Genomic DNA, 25987 nt, shown 5'->3' on the forward strand with positions numbered 1-25987 from the left:
CGCCGTGCCGTGATAGTCACACCTTTGACGACACGTAGGCTCCGCTTGCGAACAATGAACACCTTTGATTCCACTTGATGATTCCAGCTATGCCCACAGCTATGAAACTGCGTCGTGAAACTGACCCAGCGATCCACTCCTGGCTGATTCGCACCGCCATGGGACTGTTGTTGATCGCGCTGCATAGTTGCCCGAACCAGACTGCGTGGGGACAAGACTTTTCGTTGGACGGTTTCTCGATCAGTGATCCAAAGCCGACGGACCAGGATTCTGCGGCCGGCGAAGAAGCGATCGCCAAGGTTGGTTTCAACGAATCGTTGGCCATGGGCACCGTCCAGTCGCATGAAGATCTATTGGCAGAGGTCGCTGGCCTGCGGTCGCGCATGCTGCAGCAGGAAATGAAGACGGCGTCGCGCGATTTCAAAGCATTCGAAGCAGAACCCGGTCGTCGCTGGTTTGCGACGTACGAAAACCTGTTGATTCAACCACTGCAAAGCAACTCGACGGCCGTCATTGTGCAAACCGATGACGGGTACACCCATCTCCAGTTTCCATGGGAACTGTCCTACAGCCCCCGTGTTCAAATTGGATCCGAAGCGACCGGCGGGCTGTTGGGGTGGCGCGTCCGTTACTGGCGTTTCAATCAAAACGAACGATTCTCGGCGAACGATGCGAACGGCTTGATCCCGACGGGCAGCTTTGGCAGCGTCGGATTCCTGAGCGAAGAAGGCGACATCGTGACCGGGGTCCGCGACTTAGCCGAAGGTTCGTTCAATAGCGAAGTTCGGGCAGATGTGATTGACTGGGAACTGCAACAACAACTATCGCCATCGTTCGACGTGTACGCTGGGATTCGGTACGGGAAAATCGCACAAAGTTACCAAGCGAAAACCGACGAAGGCGACGTCTTCTCCAGTTCAGAGTTCCGCGGTTTCGGTCCGACCGTTAGTTTGCGGATGCGACGAAGTCTTCCGGTGGACCACATCAGTCTGTTCTGTAATCTGCGTGGATCGATGCTGCTTGGTCACAAAGCGTTTCATGCAGATGACAACATTGTTGACAATTTCAGTCAGTCGATCGGAGCGGTCGACCTGCGTTCCTATGCCGATGGCATGGACACCCTCGTCGGCAATGCTGAAATTCAGCTCGGAGTCCTGTTGACGATGACCGAATGGTTGAACATCAGTGTCGCGTTGGAAGCACAGCACTACGGGAACGTTGGTGGTGCTAACCCGACCGCCGTGTTCACCGGCGACGATGGTGGAATCAACGGCGACGGTCCCATGGACGACGGAATCGGATTCGCAGGCGTCAGCGTCGGCAGCGAAATCAGCTGGTAGGGTCAACTCGACCTGCTGGTCTCTCGCGAGGCATCCATCCGTGATGCGTGTACGAGAGACGTTGTTGTGAATCAACAAGGCGTCGAAACTTCTCTGACCAAATGCCGAACGTCGTTGCCCTTCCAGATCAGGCGGGATCGGATTGCGGCAGTACGCCTCGCCTGCAGACTCTTGGCAGGGTGTCGTTATTCGCCGTCCCATGGCACGGACCGAATTTTGCGTGCGGAAATCCATTTGACCACTCCGGCGGCTATCGCCCAGGGCAATGTGATCAGGTCGGTCCAACGCCGGTTGCCGAGAACCAATCATGAACGGATGGCGGGGGGCAGCCTGAGCCTGTGGCGTTGAATCAAACGGTGCGGGGGGAACATAGGGGTTCGTCACGTGAAGGCATTTGATTCTAGAGTTGCAAGGCGGTCACTCGTCGAACGGCATCGGCATTCTTAGGTTTCGCGATCAAACCGGAACCATCCGGGCGTGATTCGAGTCCGCTGGCTGGTCGACGGATCCGAATCGACGGAGCCGGGCGTTCGATAAACCCGACTTTCGAAAAACACGCTCCCTAGGGCTCGCAATCTGGTGGACCATCATTTTGGATTTTCAACCCGAAATGAATTTGCTGGGCGATTTCTTCAAAGCCCATGCCGCGGTAAAGATGGTTTCCGGCTGCGTTGTTGGTCAGTGTTTCGATGCGTGCCACGGTCAGCCCGAGGGAATCAAAATGATCCAATGCTTTCTGGATCAAGGATCGGCCGAGTCCTTTGCCCTGCTGATGACTGGCGACGGCTAGGTTGGGGATGTAGCCGACACCGGTTTGTTGGTCATGCCAAGTGGTGATGAACCCGCATAGGTCATTCCCTAGGACTGCGACAAACGCGCCGTCTGGATCGCGACGAACGTCCTGTTCGATGCTAAACGCTTTACGAACCGTCCAGTCGGTTTCGCCCAAGATGCCAAATCGTTGCTGCATCTTGCGGTCAATCGAAACCTCTGCGAATCCTTCGATCGCAATTCGCTGCATCGCGATTAGATCGGCTGGTTGGTATCGGCGTAGAATCATGGCGTCGCAGACGATTAGAGTAAATCAACGAACAGGATTTTGGCGGAAATCAGTAGCAAGACGATCAATCCTAGGCCTGCGATCCCGTTCGTGATTGGGCCGTTCGTGTTTTCGCCCATCACGGATTTGCGATTGGTCAGCCACAGAAGTGTCGCTGCGATCAACGGCGATGCAACCACCGTGGTTGCCTGGGCCGCCACGATCAAACCTGCTGGTTTCCCAACCCCCATCACGATCATGTACAGGGCCACGCCCATTCCGGAAAGCAGCACGATGGCTGTCATGATCCGAGGACCACGGTCATTGGGAAGATTCCCAAGCTTCAATGCATCCGCCAGCACAAATCCACCGACCATCGAGTTGACGATGAACGAAGAGTACGCGGCCGAGAACAGGCCAATGCAGAAAACGAATCGTCCGGCTGGTCCGAACAACGGTTCCAATTGATTGGCGATTTTGGAAACATCGTTGATGTCGTCCAGCGTCATTTCGCCAGAGATCAATTGCGGATGAAACACGGACGCCGACGTGCACATGATCATCAGCGTGATGACGGCCATGATCGTCGCACCGACGCGCGCGTCGAACAAACCAAGTTTCATGTCGTTGATTTTCCAGCCTTTGAAACGCACCAGATAGGATTGATAAAATGCGTTGGAAACGATGAAGGTGGTCCCGATCAGGCCCATCAGCGGCAAGCCAATCTCTGTCGTTCCAGCAAATGGATTCAGTCCTTGCAGGATCGCCATCGGGTCCGGCCTTGCGAAAACAAGGTTGATGGCAAACGCGATCAACATCACGCCAACCAACGCCGCCATGCACCGTTCCAGCACCGCGTACAAGTTTTTGAATCCAAACAGAAACATCAACGCCAACGCATTCAGGATCACGATCCAGTAGTTCCAGGGGATGAATCCGTTGATCGCTGCATGAACGCCAAGGTTGTTGCCGAACTGGTATGCCGCCGCGATGAAGAAGACGGAAACGCCAACCAGGATCGATAGAAATCGATGCGCGGCTTCGGCGATCACGTCGCCGGCGGATCGTTGGGTCACGACGCCCAATCGCACGGCAAGCGTCAGATAGACCGACATGAAGATCACCGAAACGATGACCACCCAAACGTTGGCAAATCCTGCGGTAGCGCCAACGGACGAACTCGTGACGATGCTGCCGGGGCCGATCACGACACAGGCCGATACGAGTCCGGGGCCAAGGATCTGAAAAAAACGCCCGAATAGCGAAACGGGTTTGGCGTCTGGTGAATCAGTCAATGTGGTGTGTCCAATGGTTCAGCGAAACTGGTCAACCGGTTCGGCAGGGAAGGTGAGGGCAGGCTGGTGGCGAGACTCTGGGCGAATTCCGCAACGGATGGTGGGAACGTTCGATTGGAACCGGTCTGCCCGGTCGCTCGCCCTTTCGGACCGAGATTGGTCAAACGTCTGTTGGTGGGATGTCGGTCATGATGCGGGCAGCGTGACTGCGCCGTCGGTGCTCGCATGATCGTGTCGTTCTTCTCTGTCGCCCGAACCTCGTTGCACGATTTGTCGGGCACAGTGGAGGACTTGATCGCATCCATCTTAGCTGCATTGTGCATTCGAATGGGCATCCGGCCGCCGGGTTTCTGAAAGACCAAAAACAACCTGACCCCGTCGGATGATGCTCGTGGATTGTGGATTGTGGGGCGTGGGATTGAACAAGCTCCGCTGGCTTCCCGGCCAACGCGTCATCGTGGTTCATCGGATGGCTGCGTGTTTCGAAGCGATCGTTGGATCCGAACTGCCGGTGGTTGATAACGCTTCGTGTCGAAGACGCTAGGTTTTCGGTTTTCGATAGGATATGCTGATGATCGGGGCGAGAAAGGGGGGCGTAAGGCAAAGCGAGAAGTTCAATCGCGAAGCCGTTTCTAAGCAGATGTTGTTTCCGGAAACAGCGTCATCTTCATCTAATGCGACAAGTTGTTGGCACATCTATGAAACATCACCTTTGGGTCGTTCACGTACTTGTCTTTGGAATTTTGGTCTCGCGCGGCTTTGCTGCTGAACCGCCAAATGTTGTTTTCATTTTGAGCGATGATCATCGATTCGATTTCATGAGTTGCATCGAAGGTTGTCCCGAATTCTTGAAGACGCCCAACATGGACCGGATTGCCAGCGAAGGAGCGGTTTTCAAGAACGCATTCGTTTCGACCTCGCTTTGTTCGCCCAGTAGAGCGTCGATATTGACGGGCCAATACATGCACCATCATCGCGTGGTGGACAACCAGCGGGATGTGCCGGTCGGTACCCGGTTCTTTCCCTCGGACTTGCAGTCCGGCGGATACAACACGGCCTTTGTCGGCAAGTGGCACATGGGGCATGACAGTGATGAACCCCGCAGCGGATTTGATTACTGGGCTAGCTTTCTGGGGCAGGGCGTCTATCACGATCCGACGCTGAACATCAACGGCAAACAAAACTCGTTTTCAGGGTACACCACCGATGTGCTGACCGACCTAGCAATCGACTGGCTGCGGGATCGTGATTCGTCGGACAAGCCGTTCTTCTTGTATCTGTCTTACAAGGCGGTTCATTACCCATTCACTCCGGCGCCTCGCAATCAAGGCAAGTACAAAGACGAACCGATTGACTATCCCGAGACGATGGCCAATACCGAGCGGAATTATCGCACCCAACCGAATTGGGTGCGGAATCGTCGCTACAGTATTCACGGCATCGACCACATGGAAACGGGTGCATTTGATAACGACCCCGTGCCGGACTTCGACGATCTGTACCACGCTTACGCGGAAACTGTGTTCGGGCTGGACGAGAACGTTGGTCGCGTTCTGGACTACGTCGACCAAGCTGGCCTTCGTGACAACACGATCGTGATCTACATGGGCGATAACGGTTTTGAATTGGGCGAGCATGGATTCTATGACAAACGAGATGCCTTCGAGCACTCTATCCGTGTGCCGATGCTTGCCAGAGCACCGGGCAGAATCGCTGCGGGGACGATCGTCGAGGAAATGGTTCAAAACATCGATGTTGCGGCGACGATCTTAGACGTCTGTGATGTGCAGCCGTCCAAGGATGTTCAGTTTGATGGAAGATCGATGCGGCCACTGTGGGAAGAGACCGCCGAATCCAAACAAGCCCTTGCGGATTTGCCGTGGCGGGATCATCTGTTGTACGAATACCACTGGGAATGGAATTTTCCCGCAACGCCAACGACGTTGGCGATCCGGACGGATCGGTTCAAGTACATCTACTACCACGGGGTCTGGGACCAGAACGGGTTCTACGATCTGAAAACAGACCCGCACGAGCGGCACAATTTGATTGATGTGCCCGCGTATCAGCAGCAGATCACTTCGCTGCAGAATCAACTGTTTGACGAGCTGCAGACGTCCGGCGGATTGGCTTTACCGATCCGTCCACCTGTGGGGGAAAGGCTTGGGCAACGCAAACTGCCCAGATAAGAGTGCACCCGAAATGCTCTCGGCTTGTTCCGTTGCCATCCCAACCTTTTTGGCCAAGGCCACTGAAATGAATCTCCCTGATCAAATCGATAGCGAATCACAACTGGACCAGTTGCTGGCACGGCCGAGCGAGCGATTGGTTCGCTGGATGTCGGCGATGGACGGTGACGTGATGATTTTAGGGGTGGCTGGGAAGATGGGAATTAGCTTGGCGCAATTGGCGGTCAATGCAATCGAGCAAGCGGGAGTGAAGAAGACTGTTTATGGAGTGGCAAGATTCTCTAGCCCAGGTTCGCGTGCGTTGCTGGACTCGCTAGGCGTCAAGACGATTGCATGCGATCTGATCGACCGTGCTGCGGTTGCGTCGCTGCCCAGAACCAAGAACGTCGTATTCATGGCGGGACGTAAATTCGGTACCAGCGGTTCGCAAGCGTTGACCTGGGCCATGAACACGATGGTTCCAGCGAACGTGATCGAGCATTTTTCACAATCCCGTATCGTCGCCTTTTCGACCGGGTGCGTGTATCCGTTGGTTCCCATCAACGATGCTCCCGACGAAACCGTCGAACCTGCACCGGTTGGCGAATACGCTCAGTCGTGTTTGGGACGTGAACGTGTGTTCGAATTTGGCAGCGTATCGAACGGGACCCCGGTCTGCCTGTTCCGGCTGAATTACGCCGTCGACTTGCGATACGGAGTCATCTATGACATCGCCGAAAATATTTGGAACGACCGGCCGGTCAACAATGGCGTCGAAGCGTTCAACATGATCTGGCAGGGAGACGCGAATCATCAGGCTCTGATGTGTCTTGATCAGTGTTCGTCGCCTGCCAGCAAGATCAACGTCACGGGCACCGAAACGTTGCGTACCGAAGACGTCGCTCGTCAACTCGGGGAATTGCTGAACAAGCCCGTGCGTTTTACGACCACCGCCAGCCAGGTTTCTTATCTCAGTGACAGTGCAAAGGCGACAAGTTTGTTCGGCCCGCCATCGGTGACCGCCGAGCAACTGATTCGCTGGCAGGCTCATTGGGTCAGCGTCGGCGGACGCTCGCTGGGGAAGCCCACACACTTTGAAGTCGTCGACGGCGGCTATTAAGAAAAGGGATCAATCGAGTGCAGATCAACGAAATTCCAAAGCCGATTCGCGACAGCGTTCAGAAGGGAATCGTTATCCCCGCAATGCCGTTGGCGTTGGACGCCCAGCGTGGTTTGGATCGGCAGTGCCAAGCCGCGCTAGCACGGTACTATATCGACGCGGGTGTGGGTGGCATCGCAGTGGGGGTTCACACCACGCAATTCGCAATCCGTGACCCCGGCATCAATTTGTTCGAACCGGTTTTGAAGCTCACTTCCGAAGTGATCGACGACTATTCAGCGGCTCAGGGCCGACATGTTTGGAAGGTTGCCGGCGTCTGTGGAACGACCCAGCAAGCGGTCCGGGAAGCGACGTTTGCTGTCGACCATGGCTACCACAGCGGTCTATTAAGCCTCGCCGCGCTTGCAGGCGAAAGCCACGACAAGCTGCTGGACCATTGCCGCGAAGTGGCTGCTGTCATTCCTGTGATCGGGTTCTATTTGCAGCCAGCTGTGGGCGGATGCAAGTTGCCGTATTCGTTTTGGCGTGAATTCGCGGAAATCGAAAATGTGATCGCGATCAAGATGGCGCCGTTCAACCGCTACCAAACATTGGACGTGGTTCGTGCCGTCTGTGATTCCGGATGCGAAGACAAGATCACGCTGTATACCGGAAACGATGATAACATCATTGTCGATTTGTTGACCGAATACCGAATTGCTTGTGATGCGGGGCCAAAGTCGGTCCGCATCCGCGGTGGTTTATTGGGGCATTGGAGCGTTTGGGCTCGGGCGGCCGTCGAATTGCTTGACGAAGTGCATGCTGTGGTCGCCAGCGGCAACGGGGTCCCGTCGGAATTGCTTCGACGCAACATTGAATTGACGGATTGCAATGCGGCGTTCTTCGATGCGGCAAACGATTTCGCCGGCTGTATCCCCGGGATTCACGAGGTCTTGCGACGTCAGGGATTGATGCGAGGAACTTGGTGCCTGGATCCCAACGAGGTCCTTTCCCAAGGACAGTCTCAGGAGATCGATCGAGTGACAAAGGCGTACCCGCATCTGAACGACGACGGGTTTGTGCAGGACAACCTACGCCGGTGGTTGTCGTGAACCGATCCCCGATGTGTGATTGATTGGTTGATTCGGCGCTTGACGCGTCTTTGCAGCGACCCGAAAATCTGTGCGACTGCGGGGGGAGACTAGTATCCTGATTCCAAGCGAACTGATTCCATACGAATGACACCTAGGTGAGACAGCAATGAGAAAACTTTTTGTAGCGGCAATGATGTTCGGGCTGTTAGTGCCCTGCGGTCCGACTGCGCCAGCGGCAGACGTCGAAGATGGCTTCGTTTCACTTTTTAACGGAAGTGATTTGACCGGTTGGGTCAAGCGCGGCGGGTCTGCCGAGTATGCGGTCCAGGACGGATCGATCGTTGGGAAGTGCGCGCCGGACACACCGGGAAATACGTTTCTGTGTTCGGAAAAAGAATTCGGAAACTTCGTTCTGAAGCTGCAGTATCAATTCCTGGAAGACGGGAACTCCGGCGTCCAGTTCCGCTCTGCCGCGCGTCCAGAGGGCGATGGCCAGCGGGTTTATGGTTATCAGTACGAAATGCGTCCCGGTGGCGACATGACCGGCCGTATTTACGACGAAGGACGCCGCGGACATAAGTTCGGCATCATTTGGCTGGACGCACACACACCTCAGGATCGAATGGATGCCGCGCAGGCAAGCAATCAGGCGGGGCAGTGGAACGACGTCGAAATTCAGTGTGTCGGCCCGTCCATCAAGACATGGCTCAATGGCAAACTGGTTGTCGATATGTTCGACAGTCTATCGATGAAAGGATTTTTGGGGCTGCAGATTCACGCAGGCAAATCCGGCAGTGTTGCTTGGCGGAATATCCGCGTGAAGGATCTGGGCGAAAGCAAGTGGGATTCATTCTTCGTCAAAGGCGACGACGGCAACTACCAGCTTTCTAACGCCAAGTTCGTGCTGCCGGAAGAATGGTCTTTCACCGAAGACGGTGTTTTGCATGGCGTCCACTCCAAGAGCCAGGGCAAGGATGGGCTCGTCATTTCCACCGATGATTACGACAACTTCATCGCTCGCGTCACCTACCGAATGCACGGCGGCAACAGTGCGTTGTATTTCCGTGCCGAAGAGACGAGTGCCCCGTGGGTACTGCGCGGATTCCAGAATGAAATCGCCAACAACGGCAAAGACTCGGCGCTCTGGCACACCGCCGGCATCATTGATGGGAAAACGATTCCCGGTCGCGGTTGGATCGTCGCCAACGACGAGCTTGTCGAAACGGTTCGCAACAAGAACGACCAGTGGAATACGACCTGCACGGCCGCGTATGGCGACCGACTGGTCCAGACGCTGAACGGATTCTGCACATCGGACATCGTCGACGAAGAGTGCGAAAAGACGGGCAAGCTGGGCCTGCAAATGCACGGTGGAACCGACTGCGAAATGTTCTTCAAGGACTTCGAAGTCATGCCGATCACCCCAGAAATGATGAAGCTGATCAACCGGAAGTAGGTCGTTAAGCCGGTGACGCAAGAGCACCCCAAAGCCAAGTGGCCCCGTAGGACGGCCTTTCCAGGCTGTCGTTGCTTCTCCATAGACGGCCTGGAAAAGCCGTCCTACATGAGCTCACAGACGGCTTGGAAAAGCGGCGAGTTCGCACCGTGGAAGCGCATCAAGTTGTGGCCGTGGACTCGTCGTCCTTCTATGCGATCGCGAACCACACGATTGCTCGATACGACAAGCAATCCGCCAAACGCCTTGTTCGCTGGGAAGCGCCCGCCGGATCGGGGGATCCAGCATCTCAATAGTGGCGTCGTGATTGATGGGCACCTGCACTGCGCAAACGCCAATAGGCCAACGAAACCGCTTGAGATCACCATCGAAATCTTTGATGCCGAAACGTGCACGCCCGCCACGAAGTCGTCTTCATGTGGGTGTCAGCGATTGTGCTACCACAGCGGGATTGGTTCCGTTTGGAAATGCGATTCCGAGTCAGATGCGTCGGATTTTCCAACGCTTCGTTCGGCAAGCCTAAGGATCGACTAGATCCAGGTTGGTTCCCAACCTTTTCGGTAGGGCTTGGTGATCCACTTTTGCGCCTCGGGCTGGTTGGTGATCTTCATCGCTTCGGCATCCCAAGCGAGCTGTTGGCCGGGGAATCGGATCCCGATGGTGCCCAGCAACACAGTCTCGGTCAAAGGGCCGGCGTAGTCGAAGTGGGAAGTGGTTTTCGCTTTGCCCATGCATGCATCGGCCCACTGCGTGTAGTGGTCAACGCCTTCGATGACAGGCAACTCGTTTGCAGGAAATCGATCTTCTGGAAACAGCACCGGCATCGCCACGTGAGGAATGACCAGCGACCCTTTCTCGCCGACCAGGACTGATCCCGCAGTCGGCAGCTTGTAGTCCGCGGGGATGTCCCCCAGTTTCTCGCGTGGCGGCAATACGCCGGCCGCGTCGTACCAGGTGACCGGCAGTGTGGTGCCCAGTGTGTACTTGGTTCCAGGGAACTCGTAGCTTACGCTCGCGCGATCGGTCCAGGTCTCTGGAAGCAGGGTTGGTGCTTCCACCGTGATTTTGGTGGGTGAAGTGAGCTGGAGCGATTTGAACACAGGATCCAAAATGTGGCATCCAAAGTCGCCAAGCTGGCCCGTTCCATAGTCTTGCCAACCGCGCCAATTGAACGGATGGTACATGCCCACCTTGAACGGACGCTCGGGTGCAACGCCTTGCCATAGGTCCCAACGGACATGCTTGGGCACGGGATCGCTGCCTTGGGGTCTGGCGATGTTTCTTGGCCAGGATGGTTGGCCCCCTTGCCACGAGTGGACCTCCGTGACCTTGCCGATCAGGCCTTCGTGAACCATGTGTACCGCTGTGCGATAGGCCGAGTGCGATTGGATTTGGTTGCACATCTGCGTCGTGACATTGTATTTCGCAGCGGCCGTTTTCATTTGCCTTGCTTCGTAGACGGTGTGCGTCAACGGTTTCTGGCAGAAGACATGTTTCCCCAAATGCATCGCAGCCATTGAAATCGGAGCGTGCATGAAATCGGGCGTCGACACCATCACACCATGGACGTCGGCCGATTCGTCAAGAAGCTTGCGCCAATCGTCGTATTGTCTGGCCGAGGCGTACTTCTGCGCGGCTTGACCAAGATGCTTTTCCGAGCTGTCGATGTCACACAGTGCGACTACTTCCACATCGGGGCTGGCGGCCACACCATTCAGATCGCTCCATCCCTTTCCGCCGGTTCCGACACTGGCGATCCTTAGTCGTTGGTTCGCGCCGTAGACGCGTGAATACGACATGGCGTTGAGTCCGATTGCTGCGCCGGCCGCAGTGGTGGACTTCAAGAACGAGCGGCGGGTGGGAAATGTGGCCATGGCCATTCTCCGAGGTAGGTTGGGTGGGGCGGGATCTGTCTGAAAGGCGGGAAGCGGCACGGAATCCAATCGAATTGTCGGTCGTCGTGTGCCAGCGGCTATTATGCTAGCTCGCCCATGCACGCGTCACAACAGAAGCCGGCGACTTCGGTGTCATTCGCAAAGGATCGATCCCCGCGACGGCGGTGAAACTAGTGGTTGCTTGGACCAAGTGGTTGCCTGTGCACTGTTGAGTCGTCGCGGGGCATGCGGCAATGTCCATTGGGATGGACCGCGATACGCGGATGTGTCGCGATCGTGTTCTACTTGTTCGCAATGAAAAACGTCATGGAGAGGAAGCATACATGCCCATTCATTTGACCAGTCTGCGTCGAAGATCGTTCTTGCAAACGTCGCTTGGCGCCGGTGCCAGTCTGCTGACGTTCGGCCCAGCATTGGGCGACCAGACGTACGATGCAACGGAACATGTTGCGTTGCTGTCCGACACGCACGTGGATGCGGACGCGACGAAGGTGGTTCGAGGGTCCGTGATGTCGGCGAACCTGGTGAATGTGATCGAGGATGTTCTTGATCAAACGCAGAAGCCAACGATCGCGTTGATTGACGGCGATTGTGCCTTCAACGTCGGCTTGCCTGCGGATTACAAGACACTGGCGTCCATGCTGACCGCGTTTCCTGCGGCTGACATTCCGCTGCACATGACGATGGGAAACCATGACGATCGAGTCGCGTTTCACAAACAATTTGCCAGCCACGGCAAGGAGAACGCGGCCGTCGATGGGAAACACGTTTCCATGGTCGAAACGAAATTTGCCAACTGGTTTTTGATCGACACGCTACAGCAGGTCAATCATGTAACCGGCGAAATGGGCGCGCAGCAGATCCGTTGGCTCCGCGCGGCACTGAAGGCCAATGCTGGGAAGCCCGCGATCGTTGTCGGACACCACAATCCACAGTTCAACGTGCCCGACGGTGGCCGTGTGACCGGTCTGCAAGATTCGGTGGCGCTGTTCGATTTGCTTGAATCACAGCCTCACGTCAAAGCCTATGTCTTTGGACACACGCATAGCTATAGCGTCAAGCAACGGCCCAGCGGCCTACACCTGATCAACTTGCCTCCGATTGGCTACGCCTTTAGCGAGACCAGCCCCATCGGTTGGGTCGACGCGTCCCTGTCGGCGACGGGAATGCAGTTGACTCTGCGATGCATCGACAACGGACACGATCAACACTTGGCAACCGAAACCGTTGCTTGGTAGCGTGTCGGTGTACCTTTGGCGTCGCTGATCAGGATCGGCGAGACCCGATTGTCGTGTTGCACCGTATGGTAAATTCGGGTGGGTGCCGGGATGCTTGATTGTCGGATCTGCGTCGCTGCGCTCCTTCATCCGGCCTACATGGCTACGTGGGTACACCTCTACGTCACCTACGCGAATTTTGTCGTGCCGGGGATGGCGACTTTCCACGGCGGGACGGGAGTGTCCCAGGCGATGTTGTCGGGCATCAGATCCTGCTTGGCATCCAGGGCTTGCTGCCAAGTGATTTCTTGACCGGTGTAGGCCGACTCGCGTGCCATGATGGCCATCAGGGTTGATTTGGCAAAGTAATCACCATTGTTCAGGTATCCGCCGGATCGTAGTTCCCGATAGAACGCATCGTGTTCGGTCTGGTGTCCGACCTGCTTTTTGCCGTTTCCCTTTCCGGATTGCCATGCGGTTGGGCCGGCAATTTCGTATCGCGTCTTGCCCGCGCCGATGCAGGTTCCCTTTGTCCCCGCCAAACGCATGTCGAATACATTGGCACATCCTTTCTGTTGTCGGCTGGTCGTGTAGAGCTCGGAACCGTTGGCAAATTTGTAGAGAGCCGCAAAGTGATCGTAGGTGTGTCCGTACATTTCTTCCGTTCTGGTCTGGCGGCCGCCCGTCGCCAAACAGGACACCGGATAGCCGCCCATCACCCAAGCCATGCGATCGATCTCATGCACAAATTGCTCGATCAGAAAGTCACCGGAAAGCCAAGTGTGATAGTGCCAATTCGAAAGTTGGTATTCAACGTCCGTTTGACCAGGCTTGCGCGGCTTGACCCACGTTCCACCGCCGTATCGCGACATCCGGCCATTCAAGATTTCGCCGATGGCACCGTCTTGGACGCGCCGGGTCATCTCGATCGTTTCGGGTTCGTATCTCGCGTGCAAACCGGCGACGATGAACAGGCCCTTTTCCTTTGCTTTGGCCGCCGATGCCAACACACTGCGGATTCCGGCTGGATCGACGGCTGCGGGTTTTTCAGCAAAGACGTGCTTTCCGGCGTCGATCGCGGCACTCAGATGAAGGGGGCGAAACCCAGGCGGTGTGGCTAACAACACGACGTCGATGTCGGTCGCTAGAACTTTCTGATAAGCATCGAGTCCCGTAAACTGCATTTCCTCACTGACGTCGATGCGGCTGCGAAAGTCCTTTTGTCGCTGTAGAGTTTGCAGGCAGCCCTGCAGTCGATCTTCGAATGCGTCTGCCATCGCGACTAGCCGGATTCCTGGATCAGCTTTCAATGCATTCAGTGTGGCCCCGGTACCGCGCCCGCCACAACCGATCAGTCCAATCCGAATGTCGTCGTCGACACTGACATGCGGTGTCTGTGCCGACGATTTTGTCTGGGCAAGTGTGGCGCCCACCAAGGCACTTCCCGACGCCTTCAAGAAGGTGCGGCGACGCGCTTGCGATGCGATGTTCGATGGTTCAGGAAGTTTGCGATCGTTTTGCATGGCGGCATTTCCATTGGGTAAGAGAGGCGTTGTTGAAGACATCTTAGGAGGCATCGACTTCACTCGGTCAAAGGTCCAGCACCTGGTCCATCCAGTGCGAGATGCCGGCGATTCGCTGAGCGTCGCCGCCTGCGACTTCGGCCGATGCCCAGCCCGAAAAATTGACGGTGGCGAGTTCCTGGCGGACTTTCTGCCAATGCACTTCGCCGCCATCTGTGCCGACTGCTGTCTTTGACTTCAGCTTGGGGTTACCAAATACCGCGTGACCCCGGTCCTTGATGTCCAGCTTCCCAATCCTATGCCCCAGCACGTGTGCCCAGTGCTGGGCACTTTGCTTCGTCCAAGTGATTGTGTTGCCGGTGTCATAGTACGCACCGACCACGGGGGACTCCAATTCGTCGATGAAGCGAGCCATTTCTTCGGCGGTCTTCAGAAACGAAGCGCGTACGTTTTCAACCAGCAGGCGAACATTGTGTTTTTCCGCGTGCGGAATCGCTTTGCGTGCGATTTCGAGTGATCTGGCGAAGTTGTCGGCGTAGCTAAGTTTTGCAATTTCGCGAGCGATGATCAAAACTGAGTTGCCGCCAACCTGTTGGCAAAGATCGATCGACGCCGAATGGTCGTCGTCGTACCCATGGATCACACCGTGCACATCAATCTGGGTGGCATCGATCGCGGCGAGAATGTCTTTGACCGCTAGTCCGTCTCGCAGGCTGATCTCGACCCCGTCAAACCCGGATTGCTTCAGCAGTTGAAACTGATCAGCCAGCGGAAGTCGTTCGCCAATCATGGAGTATTTCAGCGACTTGGGAATCTTTCCCGTGAATGGCCCGCCCAGCAGTGGTGGAGCAGACGCGGCCATGGTGCCCAGCGCGATCCCGCCTTGGAGAAATTTGCGTCGATGCATGCTTGGGGCTCCGTTAGCATTCGAACTGCCGGCCGGCGGACAACACTGGTCGCGACAAACGTAATCGCGTTGCCGAGTCGCTTGGGACTGATGATACGGTGGACTGTTCAGGACCACTGCGTCTGAACACCTTGACCGCGAATGAACTTTTGGAAATCGTTCAACAATGGTTCGTTGGATCGAATCGCATGCGGCGTCTGCTTTTGTTTCAGCGCGAAGCTGACCAAGCACCCGACGGCCTCGCCGATTCCCCATTCCACCGGGTGCAGGCGGTAGCAGCCGCTGGTGATGTGCGTCGTGCCAATGTTCTTGCACGCCGGCAACAGGTTCTGCATCCTGGTCGGCAGTAGAGATCCGAGCGGAACCTGGAACGGAAACGTAGAAAAATCGATGTAGTTGTCGCCGCCGGAACTGGGGTGCAGGTCGATCGCATAGCTGCCGACGCCGACCGAATCCGCGAATGCTGCGGCGGCAATTTCGGATGTCGGTTTGCCAGTCACCTTGCTCCGGTTTTCGCGGCCGACGTGTTCTTCTAGGACAGTGAACTCGGCTTGGATGCGACGCGATTCGCGGACGTAGGGCGTCTTAGCCAGTCCATCCTGAGTGCCCATCAAATCAGGGCGAAGCCGCAGTCCGGGGAAACCCGTGCCACCGTCGGGGCGAGGTGCTTCGGTCTGCAACCAATACAACAGCGAAAGACTCAATTGTTTGGCGCGCGCGATATGCCGCGCAGATTCATCGTCAGACACGCCGACAAGATTGCCCAGCAGGTAATCGTTCTGTGGCCAATTGATCAGACTGATGTCGCCGGCGAACCGCCCCGGCGTAAACAGCGACCGATCGATCATCCGCCGATAGGTCCACAGGTTCAGTGCGCCCCCGGTGGATTTGCCGCCAAGGGGATCAAAGCCCAGTCGTTTGGGATTTCCCGTTGGGGGATGACTGTACGTCAGGTCTAGCAACCGACCCGGCCATGGCGGCACCATTGGCGGAACGAAGTCACGCCAGAAAGAGAACTCCTCTGGTCGATCGATCGTGTGGTCTTCGCCGGCAAGATGGTCGACGGCAAAACACATCGTGAATGCCTGGTGGTTGTTCGGATCCGCGGTTTCACTGGCATGCAGTTCGTTCGTCTGCGACTGTGCCTCCGATCCGGTGACAAACTCGGTCTGCGTGATGGGCAGCAGGTCGCCCAATTCGGTGGCATCGACGAAGTACTTCCCACGCAGCACACGCGATTGGCCTGTCTTTGTCGAGCGAACGCTGACCGCACGGACCTGGTCGTGTTGTACATCGGCAGTCGTCGCGACGTGGTCGCGTAACAACACAAGCTGTCCAGATGCTTCGTACGGGGCCAGCCATTGTTCCAGCACGGCCAACGAAACCTTGGGTTCTGCACACAACCGGGACACGTTTCCGTTGCCGGGATTCAAATGTGGATTTTGGCGAGCCGTGTCGGTCAGCGGGTAATTGTCGCGATAGTACTTGCGGATGCGTGATCGCAGTTCACGGTAGGATTGATTCGCACCGCTCGTTTCAATCAAGTGGTGTTCATCGGGCGGAACGCCTTGGCTAGTCAGTTGCCCGCCGATCCAGTCCGTCGATTCGGTCATGACAACTTGCAAGCCATTTCGAAGCGCCGCGATCGCCGCCGCACACCCTCCCAGCCCGCCGCCGACAATCACAACATCAACGGAATGTTCATGTTCGGATCCAGCGAACGATGGTGAAAAGGGGGCCGCGATCGCGCTACAGGCAACGGCAGCGCAGAAAGTCCGGCGTGTTTGACGGTTTCGGTTCATGGAGATTGCTTTCAGTTTTCGACGTGAATCTATTCGGTCAAGGCGACGGCTTTGGTCGGAATGATTTGCTGCTGCATCTGGTCCAGAAGGTAGGGCAAATAAATGATGCCCGAATAATGGTTGGCTAACATTTCGATGTGATGCGATCGATCGAGTCCCGCCGTGGTGGCCAAGATTTTTGCACTCGCCGGCGGTACCACACGATCAAACTGCGCTGAATAGATCCACGTCGTTGCCGGATCCAGCCGGTGCGCGATGCGAGTTGGCTCGACCGTTGCCGTCAATGATTTCAATTTGCTGCCCGTGATCCCTCGCTCGGCAAGCGATTCTCGCAGCCGAGCGGCATCCTTTTCGCCCTTTTCAATCACATCGAACAAGTCGCCACCGGCCAGCATGATAAAGACGTGGTTAAAGCCGCTGTCCAAGCTGGCTGCCGTCGCAGTGACGAACCCACCTAGGCTTGTGCCTTGGACCGAAATGTTGTCTGTCGCGATCAGCGGCAAAGCCGCAACGGCGTCTCGCGCCCGTCGCACATCCGTGACCGCTTGGCTGATCGCGGAAAACATTTGCTCGCCAGCCGGCCGATCGGAATTGACGCGGCGTTCTCCGTAATAGGGTAGCTGGATCATGAACGCGTGCAGTCCGTACTGCCGCAGCGAGCTGGCGATCAAGCGACCGACGGTCATATTGCTTCCCGATTCGTGGACGACGACGACCGCCGGGGCGGTGATCGGCAGACCGGCTTCGTCACGGGCCATGTACCATTCAAGGTTCACCACGTCGTTGGCCGCGTCCCCGGTCAGTGTCGGCGACGGAAACCGAATGCTCCAGTCACCACAGCGGTCATGCGGCGGTTGGCATTGAACGTCGAAATCGGTGGCCTGCCAGATCAAACCGTCCAGACAGGCTCGGGCATCCGCCGACGGTTCGTGTCCCGTGTCGAGTGTGTCCCGCGCCGCGAAGACCGCGCCAGCGACAAGCTCCGATTCACTCAGTTGTGGTGGCGTGACCGCGGACTGTTGGTCGGCGTTGGGCATCGTCTTCAACAATGCGTTCAAATCCATTCGTGCGTAGGGGCGTTCGGCCGCAGGCTTGTCATGGCTGGCGTTGGCTACATAGAAGACGCCCTCGGCAGGAACGAACAGCACATTGTGCAAGTTTGACTGCATCGCGACCGGCCGGCTCATCAACCACTGCGCGACATCGACATTGATCTGTCCGTATTTTTGCGACACCCGTTCTCTGAGCAGTTCCAACCGTGATCCCGCTGATAGCACGACGGCGTCTTCGATGCCCTCCCCAAGCAGTTCATGAGCTTCGCCTGGCTGAACGAACTGGATGCTTTCAGGCGTCGCGGCGACCCCCACGGCTTGATTGGTTTTGCCGTCGGCGAACACGTAGAAATACTCGCACGTGCGGGGACTGTCGGTCCATAGCGTCGTGACCTGATCGAGTGTCGAGCACTCTTCAAGAGCACGTCGCATCAGGGTCGCCATCGGCACGCCGTCCCACTGACCTTCGCCTTTTCCACCCATCTCGCCCAGCGAGATGCCCACCGCGTTCATGCCGCTGACACTGCCAATGAATGCTGCGTATCCGACATTGGCAAAGGCATGTTGCCCTTGGGGGGCAACGATGAACGTCGTCGCTGCATCTTGCAGTCCAATCGTGGTCATGTAGTCCAGCACCCGGCCGTGGTAGAGCGTCCCATCGGTTGTCGCGTTGCCGAACACGGCAAAGCCGGAGCAGTGGAATAGTTCGGGAAAGACGTTCAACGCTTCGACGAGTTCCGGATCGAGTCCCAAGCTGGCGGCCATCGCACGCGTCTCTACCCGGTGCCGCTCGGGGATATGGGGTGCCAGTCTCGCATAGGCGTCGGCCAACTCACTGCGAAACCATCGACCGGTGCGAATGGTCTGTGCTGTTCCGAACGTGTAGAGCACCGAGTCAATGCAGCGATTCGCCTCATCGGCCAACAGTTCGCCGTGTGCGGTGCCGATCTGCTGCGGTGTGCCGCCGAGTAAAACAACGCGTTGCCCGTCGATCCAACGCAGTTCGCCGTGGTCAACGCGTTTGGCCGTTTCAGGTGGCGAGGTCAAACGTGACGACGGCGCCAAAATTTCACCGGCACGACGAACGCCGCGAACCAATTGCCGTTCAAGTTCGTCTCGCGGCAATTCAACGACCTGCATTCCTGGCCAGTCTCCGATCGCCTCGACTTCGCCTGTCACGTCGCCGAAAGCCAACTGCACATGGGCATCATCCCAGCGCATGTCGATCGCCTGACCCTGTGCGGAAAATTCAATGGTGGTGTCGCTTCCCAGTCTCCAACAGGACGCCGCGGGATCGAACCGGAGCTTCGTCAGCCCGGTCAAAATCAACGACACACCGCCCGCATCGCCGCCTTGCAGGATCGGCACGTAAGTCGCAACGCTGGTGAATGGGCTGATGATGCGAGCGGTGATTTCTTTTGGCCGCAGATGGTCAAGGTCGTCGGTTTTGCCGCGGCCCACAAAGACCGTGTTGTGCAACGGCAGCAGCATCGCGGTCGCCTCCGCACGTCGGCGCAGCTTGACCGCATAGTCCTGGTGGACGAGATCCAGATCGAAGGCGTCGTCCGAATACCTGACGAACCTGGCATCGATCCGCTGCGGGCTTCCGTCAATGATTGCGTCGACCTGCGCCGTCATCGCGAACGCGTCACGCTGTCCGGAAAGGCAGGCGACAAGGGGCTGGATCTGTCGTGTTAGACGGTCCAAATCCGCTTCGGCACCACAAATCGGTTTCGAAGGGATCAGCACGGACAAGCAGAGTGCCACTAGCAGATGACAGCGCAACGGAGTGCTCATAGGGTTCTCGTCAAAATGCGACTACGTTCTTGGTGTGGTTCAACGTGCAGGTGTGGTTCGACTTGCTAGGCGATGCCGCCACCCGGCGAGGTCCAACGGCACGTCGGCTTTCGATATCGTACCTGACGCAATGGATGGAAGTTTCGAATCATTCAGCAGAATGCCAGCGTCGATGGTCGGAACACTTTCGCGGCCCAGCAATTCAGGGTTCGAAAATCGGTGTCGCGGAGCTGCCACGGAACAGTATGGCAGAGGCGAAATGGTCGGATCAGAGTGGTTAGAATAGGCAAGAAGCGGGTTGTCCCGGCCCCTGAATCGGCTCCTGCCCCTTTTTGTTCCAGTCAACCAAACGAGAGTTCATTCGATGAAACGTCGTGCATTCGTTCAAACGGCAGCCGCTGCTTCGGTTGCCGGACTCGCATCCCCAGCTGCGGTTGCTCAACCGCCTTCTCGGCACGATGCGGGGCGTGGGGAATCGTTCGCGATCGACGACAACAAAGTCACGTTCTTTACCAACGCCGTGCCGCGCCCAGTCAACGTCATGATTGTGGCGGACACTCACCTGTTCACCGATGACCAGCGAGGCGAGCCGTACCAAGAATTCAGTGGCCGAATGGCTAAGGCGTACAATTCAACGACTCACGTCCGAACCGGAAAACCAACCAATCCGGAACAATGTTTTGAAGAAGCTCTCGCGCGAGCGGAAACCGGAGACATCGATCTGCTGGCACTCGTCGGAGACATCTTCAGCTTTCCATCCGAGGCTGCCATCGAATGGGTCACTCAGCGACTTGCAGCCATTCAAACGCCGTGGTTGTATGTGGCGGGAAATCACGACTGGCACTACGAAGGCATGGACGGAACGCTGGATGAACTTCGAGCCGAATGGATTGAACGCCGATTGAAGCCACTGTATCAAGGGAGAAATCCTCTGATGGCGGCGTACGATCTGCATGGAGTTCGCTTTGTGGCGATCGATAACTCGCACTACGAAATTCTACCGGAACAGCTCGAGTTCTTCCGGACGCAGGTAAGTCGCGGTCAGCCCATGGTCCTACTGGTCCATATTCCGTTGTATGCAGCGGGACGTTCGATGGGATTTGGTTGCGGAAATCCGGAATGGTCCGCCGCCACGGATCGCAACTTCAAAATCGAACGCCGCCCCAGGTGGCCGGAATCCGGCCATACTCAGACGACGCTCGACTTTCATCGCGAGGTCTTCGAAGCCGCCAACCTGATGGGGGTCTTTGCTGGGCACATTCATCGGCAGTCCGTGGATGTTGTCAACGGCATTCCTCAGTTTGTGACCAATGCCAACGCCGTGGGAGCCTTCATGGACATTCGCTTTGAACCGCAGGTTTGATTCCCATCGCCAGTGTCCAGTTGCGCTGGTTGATCCCACCCATTCCCTCGGTCGTCCGATTGGCTCCGCATTCTTTTTTTGTTCCACCGTCAAGCGATCGAGTAATCGTCCGCAATCGGACCAGGTAGCACAACAACATGAAAGGTTCGTTCATGCCACGACAATTTTGCTCACAGATCTTGGTCGGTTTGGTTCTTGCGATCTGTCCTGCACTTCACGCCGCTCAGCGTCCCAACATCATCGTCATCATGGTGGACGACATGGGGTTTTCCGACATCGGGTGTTACGGCGGCGAGATCCCGACTCCGCATTTAGATTCGCTGGCGACAGGCGGCGCACGGTTTTCGCAGTTTTACAACACCGGTCGATGTTGCCCCACGCGAGCCTCGCTGCTGACCGGTCTGTATTCTCATCAAGCGGGCATCGGTTGGATGACCACGGACCAGGGAGTTCCTGGGTACGCGGGGCGATTGAATGATCAGTGTGTCACGATCCCCGAGGTTCTCGGTGGGGCCGGCTACTTCACGGCGATGACGGGAAAATGGCATGTTGGATTCAATCACGGAGTCACTCCGTGGGGCCGCGGTTTTGATCGCTGTTTAAGCTTGCCGGCGGGAGGTTTGCATTTCTCCAATCAAACAGGATCCAAGGGCGGCACGAAGTTGTTTCTCAACGGCGAGGAAGTTTCGCGAGACGACCCCCAATTCAATCCGCCATGGTACGGAAGTGATCTGTGGACCGAGCAGGGGATCAAGTTCGTCGATGAAGCAATCGCAGAGAACAAGCCTTTCTTTTGGTATCTCGCTCACGTCGCGCCGCACTTTCCTTGCATGGCTCCGGAGGCAACGATCGCCAAATATCGGGGGACCTACATGAAGGGGTGGGACGTCCTGCGCGAAGAACGCTACGCACGTCAGGTCAATGCAGGGTTGATCGACAAGAACTGGGATATGGAACCTCGGCCGGACGAAATACCGGCTTGGGATTCGCTTTCCCCCGAAGAACAAAAACGCTACGACGACATGATGGCGATCTACGCCGCGATGATTGACGAAGTCGATAAGAATGTTGGCAAGCTGGTTGATGCTCTCACCAAACGTGGGCAACTGGACAACACCCTGATTCTGTTCCTGGCCGATAACGGTGGCAACGCGGAAGCGGGAGTGAAGGGGAAGTACAACGGAGACAACCCGGGCGATCCGCACTCTGATGTGTTCATCGGCCGCTGCTGGGCCCATTTAAACAACACGCCATTTCGGAAATACAAACACTACAACCACGAAGGTGGAACGGCATCGCCATTGATCGCTCATTGGCCTGCTGCGATCAAGTCACGCACTGGTTGGGTTGAAACGCCCGTTCATTTGATCGACGTCATGGCAACTTGCGTCGATCTTGGTGAAGCCAGCTATCCGGCTGAGTTCAAGGGCCACATCATCACGCCTGCACAGGGGCAGAGCCTCAAGCCATTGCTGACTGCCAGCGGAACCTTTTCCGATCGCCCACTGTTCTGGGAACACGAAGGGAACGCGGGAATACGCGTCGGAGATCGCAAATTGGTTCGGCTGGGCATGAAAGGCGAATGGGAATTGTTTGACCTGAAAGCTGATCGCACCGAGCAGGAAAACTTGGCGGCGGAAAACGTCGACGAAGTCCAATCGCTCAGTCGTCAGTGGCGGCAATGGGCAAAGTCGGCCAACGTGTTGCCCAAGCCGGAACCAAAGGCGAAGAGGAAAAGAAGACAACCCAAGGACGCGGCAAAGTGAATGTGCCGACATCGGGCGTTCGCCTGCTCGGCACATTCATCAACCGGTGGGAATCGGTTCGCCAGGGCAGGCCTCTGCCAATGGCGTGATACAATTCATGCCGCTGAACAAGCTTGCCCATGGGAACCGCAGTGGGGGGGCAAGCGATCGAGGCTCTCCACCCGCGAACCCGGACCTTGCACGAGCCGCCTGTGTCGGTGAGGCGAAAATGGGGGGCGTGGCAGCGACAAACACCTTTCTCTCGTTGCGTTTGATTTGGAAGAACATGTTGAACAGACACTCCCTGCCCGTTTGCTGTGCTTGGTTGTTCGCAACTGGGATGCTGATTCCTTGCTCGGCCGCGGATGCTGGCGACCGCCCCAATATCGTGTTCTGCATGGCCGATGACTGGTCGTGGCCGCACGCTGGGGTTCTAGGGGATCCCGTCGTCAAAACGCCGAACTTTGACCGCGTGGCGAACGAAGGTGTGCTGTTCCCCAACGCGTTTGTTTCAACGCCATCTTGTACGCCCAGTCGTCTAAGCGTTCTGACCGGACAACATCACTGGCGATTGAAAGAAGGCGACAGTCTTGGGGGATCGCTACGAGAAGACTACGACGTGTACACCGAGATGCTGCAGAAGTCGGGTTACCATCTGGGACGTTTCGGCAAGGGAGTCTGGCCCAGCGAGCATACCTTTCGCAAACGAGATTCATTTGGCCAGCGTTACCGATCCTTTGACCAGTTCATGAAGGATCGCAAGGCGGATGAACCATTTTGCTATTGGCATGGTGGTTCGGACCCCCATCGTCCATACGAACTGGGGATCGGAAAGAAGAGCGGAATCGACTTGACGAAGATCCCGATTCCGGCCTGCCTGCCCGATAACGAGGTCGTCCGGGGGGATGTCGCCGACTATTTGTGGGAGGTGCAACGTTTTGATCGAGAGGTCGGTGAGATTCTTCAAAAGCTGGAGGCGATCGGCGAACTGCAGAACACGATTGTGGTTGTCAGTGGCGACAACGGTATGCCGTTTCCTCGTTGCAAAGCAACGCTTTACGACCAGGGAACTCGCGTGCCGTTGGCGGTTCGTTGGGGGGCGAAGGTGAAGGGCGAACGAACGGTGACGGATTTTGTCAGCCTTTGCGATCTTGCCCCGACATTTCTTCAGGCAGCCGGTTTGGACGTTTCTACTCAGATGACCGGTCGCAGTTTGTTGAGCATTCTTCAATCCGATCAATCCGGGACGGTCGACGCTACTCGCACGTTCGCTCTGGCCGGCACGGAGAAACATGTTTACGCGTATCCGAGACGGTCGCTGCGAACCAGCGATTTCCTGTACATCCGCAACTTTGACCCGAGCGCATGGGCAACCGGGCAACATGGTGCCGGGACCGAACAGTACGACTTTGCCAAGAATCCTTGGCCGACGGGCAAAGGGGCGTTTTCCTATGCGATCGATCCGTCGCCAACCAAACAACTGCTGCGGCTGCAGCGCCACCAATCGCAGGTTCAACCGTTTGCTGATCTGGCCTTTGGGCAGCGGCCCGACGAGGAACTGTACGACCTGGCGGACGACCCCGACCAACTTCGCAATGTCGCCGCGAAACCCGAATACGCCAGTGCGCTTACCCGTCTTCGACAGCAGTTGACCGCTGAATTGATCAAGAGCAATGATCCGCGAGTTTCCGTGGCCGGGTATTCGTCGCGTGACGTGGAAGGCTGGCCGGTTCGCGTCAGTGACCGGCTGATCAGCGAAAAGGGTGACGAGACGGATCGTGCACTTCAGTTGCTGGCGTCGCAACTGCAAACCGTCAAACAAGTGGTCCCACCATCAGCGCTTGGCCGCATCATCAACGTGCCGATTTGGTTGTCACCACCCTACGAAGGAGTTCGGCCAACGGGCGAGTACCATCCGGGATCGGCGTGGCTGAAACGACAGGGACGCCCAAGTGCTTTGCACCAATGTGTGGAGTTTACCAACACGGCCATTTTTGATCGTGAAATCAAACGCATGCCTGTGATGGTGCTGCATGAACTCGCACACGCCTACCATGATCAGGTGCTCGGGAACGACAACAAGGAAATTGCAGAGGTCTTCGCAAGCGCCAAGGAAAGCGGGATCTACAACATGGTTCAGCGGGAAAATGGAAAGACCGAACGGGCCTATGCGATTACGAACCCGATGGAATATTTTGCTGAGTTGACGGAAGCGTTGTTTGGACGCAACGATTTCTATCCCTTCGATCGCGCTCAGCTGCAAAGGCATGACCCCGCCGCCTACGACGTGCTTGTGCGTCTGTGGAAAACAGAGTCTGTCGATTCGGCTGATGAAACGGCGCACTATCGAGTCGAAAAGCCGCCGGCCGACCTGCGATTGAAACCCTTTTACGAAAAGTATGTTGACGCCAGCGGTTATCCGATCATCGCCTCGTCCAAGGTCAATGATTTTGCGCTTCTAGAGGCTGCCTACCTGGTCGACATGATGCTGGCCAAGCGACCCGACATCCGGGCAGCAATGGTCGCCAGCGGATCACGGCTGATCGTGATGGCGCACGACGAATTCACGACCGACATCCCCGAACACTCGCATTTACGCCCCAGCGATTACTGGGACGCAAGAGCACGCGGGTTAGGCGGATCGCGGGATGAACCCGTTTGTTCGTGCGGCGAAGAGAATCTGCTCGGTTTCGACGGGGATCCCTATTCAACCGAGAATATTCTGATTCACGAGTTTGCGCACAATATCCATTTGCGCGGTCTCGTGAATCTGGACCCGGCGTTTGACGATCGATTGAAACTGGCGTACGAACAGGCGATGAAACGCGGCCTTTGGAAGGGAAAGTACGCGTCGACCAACCACGCCGAGTACTTCGCCGAAGGTGTGCAGTCATGGTTCAACAACAATCGACAACCCGATCACGATCACAACCACGTCGATACGCGAAGCGAACTGCAGGAATACGATCCCGGGCTGGCCGCGATTTGTAAAGAAGTTTTTGGACCGACACAGCTGGTCTATACCAAACCGGCAACTCGAATCTCGGGGCACCTTGAAGGTTACGATCCTGAACAATCGCCTCGTTTCCAGTGGCCAGCACGACTCAAGCAAGCCAAGTCGAAGATCCGGAACGATACGACGAAACGTGGCACGAATCGACAAAAAGAATACAAGAATTAGGTTCTGTCGAACTC

16 protein-coding genes are annotated in these 25987 nt (G+C 56.6%); 9 read left to right on the top strand and 7 right to left on the bottom strand.

Going from position 1 to position 25987, the window contains the following annotated elements; genetic code table 11:
* Nucleotides 1-101: 101 nt before the first annotated feature.
* Complete coding sequence (locus tag K227x_RS02515) at nucleotides 102-1340, top strand: Lpg1974 family pore-forming outer membrane protein (RefSeq protein WP_218933721.1); 1239 nt, start codon at nucleotides 102-104, stop codon at nucleotides 1338-1340.
* Between the two features lie 562 nt (nucleotides 1341-1902).
* Here the strand turns inward: K227x_RS02515 and K227x_RS02520 are convergent.
* A complete protein-coding gene (locus K227x_RS02520) occupies nucleotides 1903-2400 on the bottom strand; it encodes a GNAT family N-acetyltransferase (protein ID WP_145167926.1) in 498 nt (165 codons plus the stop codon).
* A 14-nt stretch (nucleotides 2401-2414) separates the two neighbouring features.
* Nucleotides 2415-3674 carry an NRAMP family divalent metal transporter gene (locus K227x_RS02525; RefSeq protein WP_218933722.1) on the bottom strand — a complete coding sequence of 420 codons (1260 nt, stop codon included), beginning with the start codon at nucleotides 3672-3674 and terminating at the stop codon, nucleotides 2415-2417.
* A 743-nt stretch (nucleotides 3675-4417) separates the two neighbouring features.
* Here K227x_RS02525 and K227x_RS02530 point away from each other — a divergent pair.
* The 4 genes from K227x_RS02530 (at nucleotide 4418) to K227x_RS02545 (ending at nucleotide 9491) form a co-directional block, all read left to right on the top strand.
* Complete coding sequence (locus K227x_RS02530) at nucleotides 4418-5863, top strand: sulfatase family protein (protein ID WP_261343474.1); 1446 nt, start codon at nucleotides 4418-4420, stop codon at nucleotides 5861-5863.
* Nucleotides 5864-5930: 67 nt separating this feature from the next.
* The gene (locus K227x_RS02535; protein WP_145167929.1) at nucleotides 5931-6962 is read left to right on the top strand and encodes an NAD-dependent epimerase/dehydratase family protein; all 1032 of its coding nucleotides are present in this window, start codon (nucleotides 5931-5933) and stop codon (nucleotides 6960-6962) included.
* Nucleotides 6963-6979: 17 nt separating this feature from the next.
* Entirely contained in the window at nucleotides 6980-8053 is a 1074-nt protein-coding gene (locus K227x_RS02540) for a dihydrodipicolinate synthase family protein (protein ID WP_145167930.1), read from the top strand.
* Between the two features lie 148 nt (nucleotides 8054-8201).
* On the top strand, nucleotides 8202-9491 hold the full coding sequence (locus tag K227x_RS02545) for a 3-keto-disaccharide hydrolase (protein ID WP_145167931.1): 1290 nt from the start codon (nucleotides 8202-8204) through the stop codon (nucleotides 9489-9491).
* Nucleotides 9492-10021: 530 nt separating this feature from the next.
* On the opposite strand, the gene K227x_RS02550 is transcribed toward K227x_RS02545, so the two are convergent.
* A complete protein-coding gene (locus tag K227x_RS02550; protein ID WP_391540414.1) occupies nucleotides 10022-11371 on the bottom strand; it encodes a Gfo/Idh/MocA family protein in 1350 nt (449 codons plus the stop codon).
* 338 nt (nucleotides 11372-11709) lie between these two features.
* On the opposite strand from K227x_RS02550, the gene K227x_RS02555 reads away from it, so the two are divergent.
* Nucleotides 11710-12624 carry a metallophosphoesterase family protein gene (locus K227x_RS02555; RefSeq protein ID WP_218933723.1) on the top strand — a complete coding sequence of 305 codons (915 nt, stop codon included), beginning with the start codon at nucleotides 11710-11712 and terminating at the stop codon, nucleotides 12622-12624.
* A gap of 167 nt (nucleotides 12625-12791) precedes the next feature.
* Here K227x_RS02555 and K227x_RS02560 read toward each other — a convergent pair whose 3' ends face one another.
* From K227x_RS02560 to K227x_RS02575, 4 genes are all read right to left on the bottom strand, one after another.
* Entirely contained in the window at nucleotides 12792-14126 is a 1335-nt protein-coding gene (locus tag K227x_RS02560) for a Gfo/Idh/MocA family protein (RefSeq protein WP_218933724.1), read from the bottom strand.
* 67 nt (nucleotides 14127-14193) lie between these two features.
* Nucleotides 14194-15033: a sugar phosphate isomerase/epimerase family protein gene (locus K227x_RS02565; protein WP_145167935.1), complete on the bottom strand. Its 840-nt coding sequence runs from the start codon at nucleotides 15031-15033 to the stop codon at nucleotides 14194-14196.
* Between the two features lie 107 nt (nucleotides 15034-15140).
* On the bottom strand, nucleotides 15141-16835 hold the full coding sequence (locus K227x_RS02570) for an FAD-dependent oxidoreductase (RefSeq protein ID WP_145167936.1): 1695 nt from the start codon (nucleotides 16833-16835) through the stop codon (nucleotides 15141-15143).
* A gap of 29 nt (nucleotides 16836-16864) precedes the next feature.
* Nucleotides 16865-19684 (bottom strand): C45 family autoproteolytic acyltransferase/hydolase, encoded by a 2820-nt coding sequence (locus K227x_RS02575; RefSeq protein ID WP_145167937.1) that lies wholly within the window; start codon nucleotides 19682-19684, stop codon nucleotides 16865-16867.
* Nucleotides 19685-20048: 364 nt separating this feature from the next.
* On the opposite strand from K227x_RS02575, the gene K227x_RS02580 reads away from it, so the two are divergent.
* From K227x_RS02580 to K227x_RS02590, 3 genes are all read left to right on the top strand, one after another.
* Nucleotides 20049-21047, top strand: coding sequence for a metallophosphoesterase family protein (locus K227x_RS02580; RefSeq protein WP_145167938.1), 999 nt, complete (start codon nucleotides 20049-20051; stop codon nucleotides 21045-21047).
* Between the two features lie 152 nt (nucleotides 21048-21199).
* Entirely contained in the window at nucleotides 21200-22813 is a 1614-nt protein-coding gene (locus tag K227x_RS02585) for an arylsulfatase (RefSeq protein ID WP_246146454.1), read from the top strand.
* A 265-nt stretch (nucleotides 22814-23078) separates the two neighbouring features.
* Nucleotides 23079-25973, top strand: a complete 2895-nt coding sequence (locus tag K227x_RS02590) for a sulfatase-like hydrolase/transferase (protein ID WP_218933725.1) — start codon at nucleotides 23079-23081, stop codon at nucleotides 25971-25973.
* Nucleotides 25974-25987: the final 14 nt, after the last annotated feature.

The organism is Rubripirellula lacrimiformis (genome assembly GCF_007741535.1).
GTDB lineage: Bacteria > Planctomycetota > Planctomycetia > Pirellulales > Pirellulaceae > Rubripirellula > Rubripirellula lacrimiformis.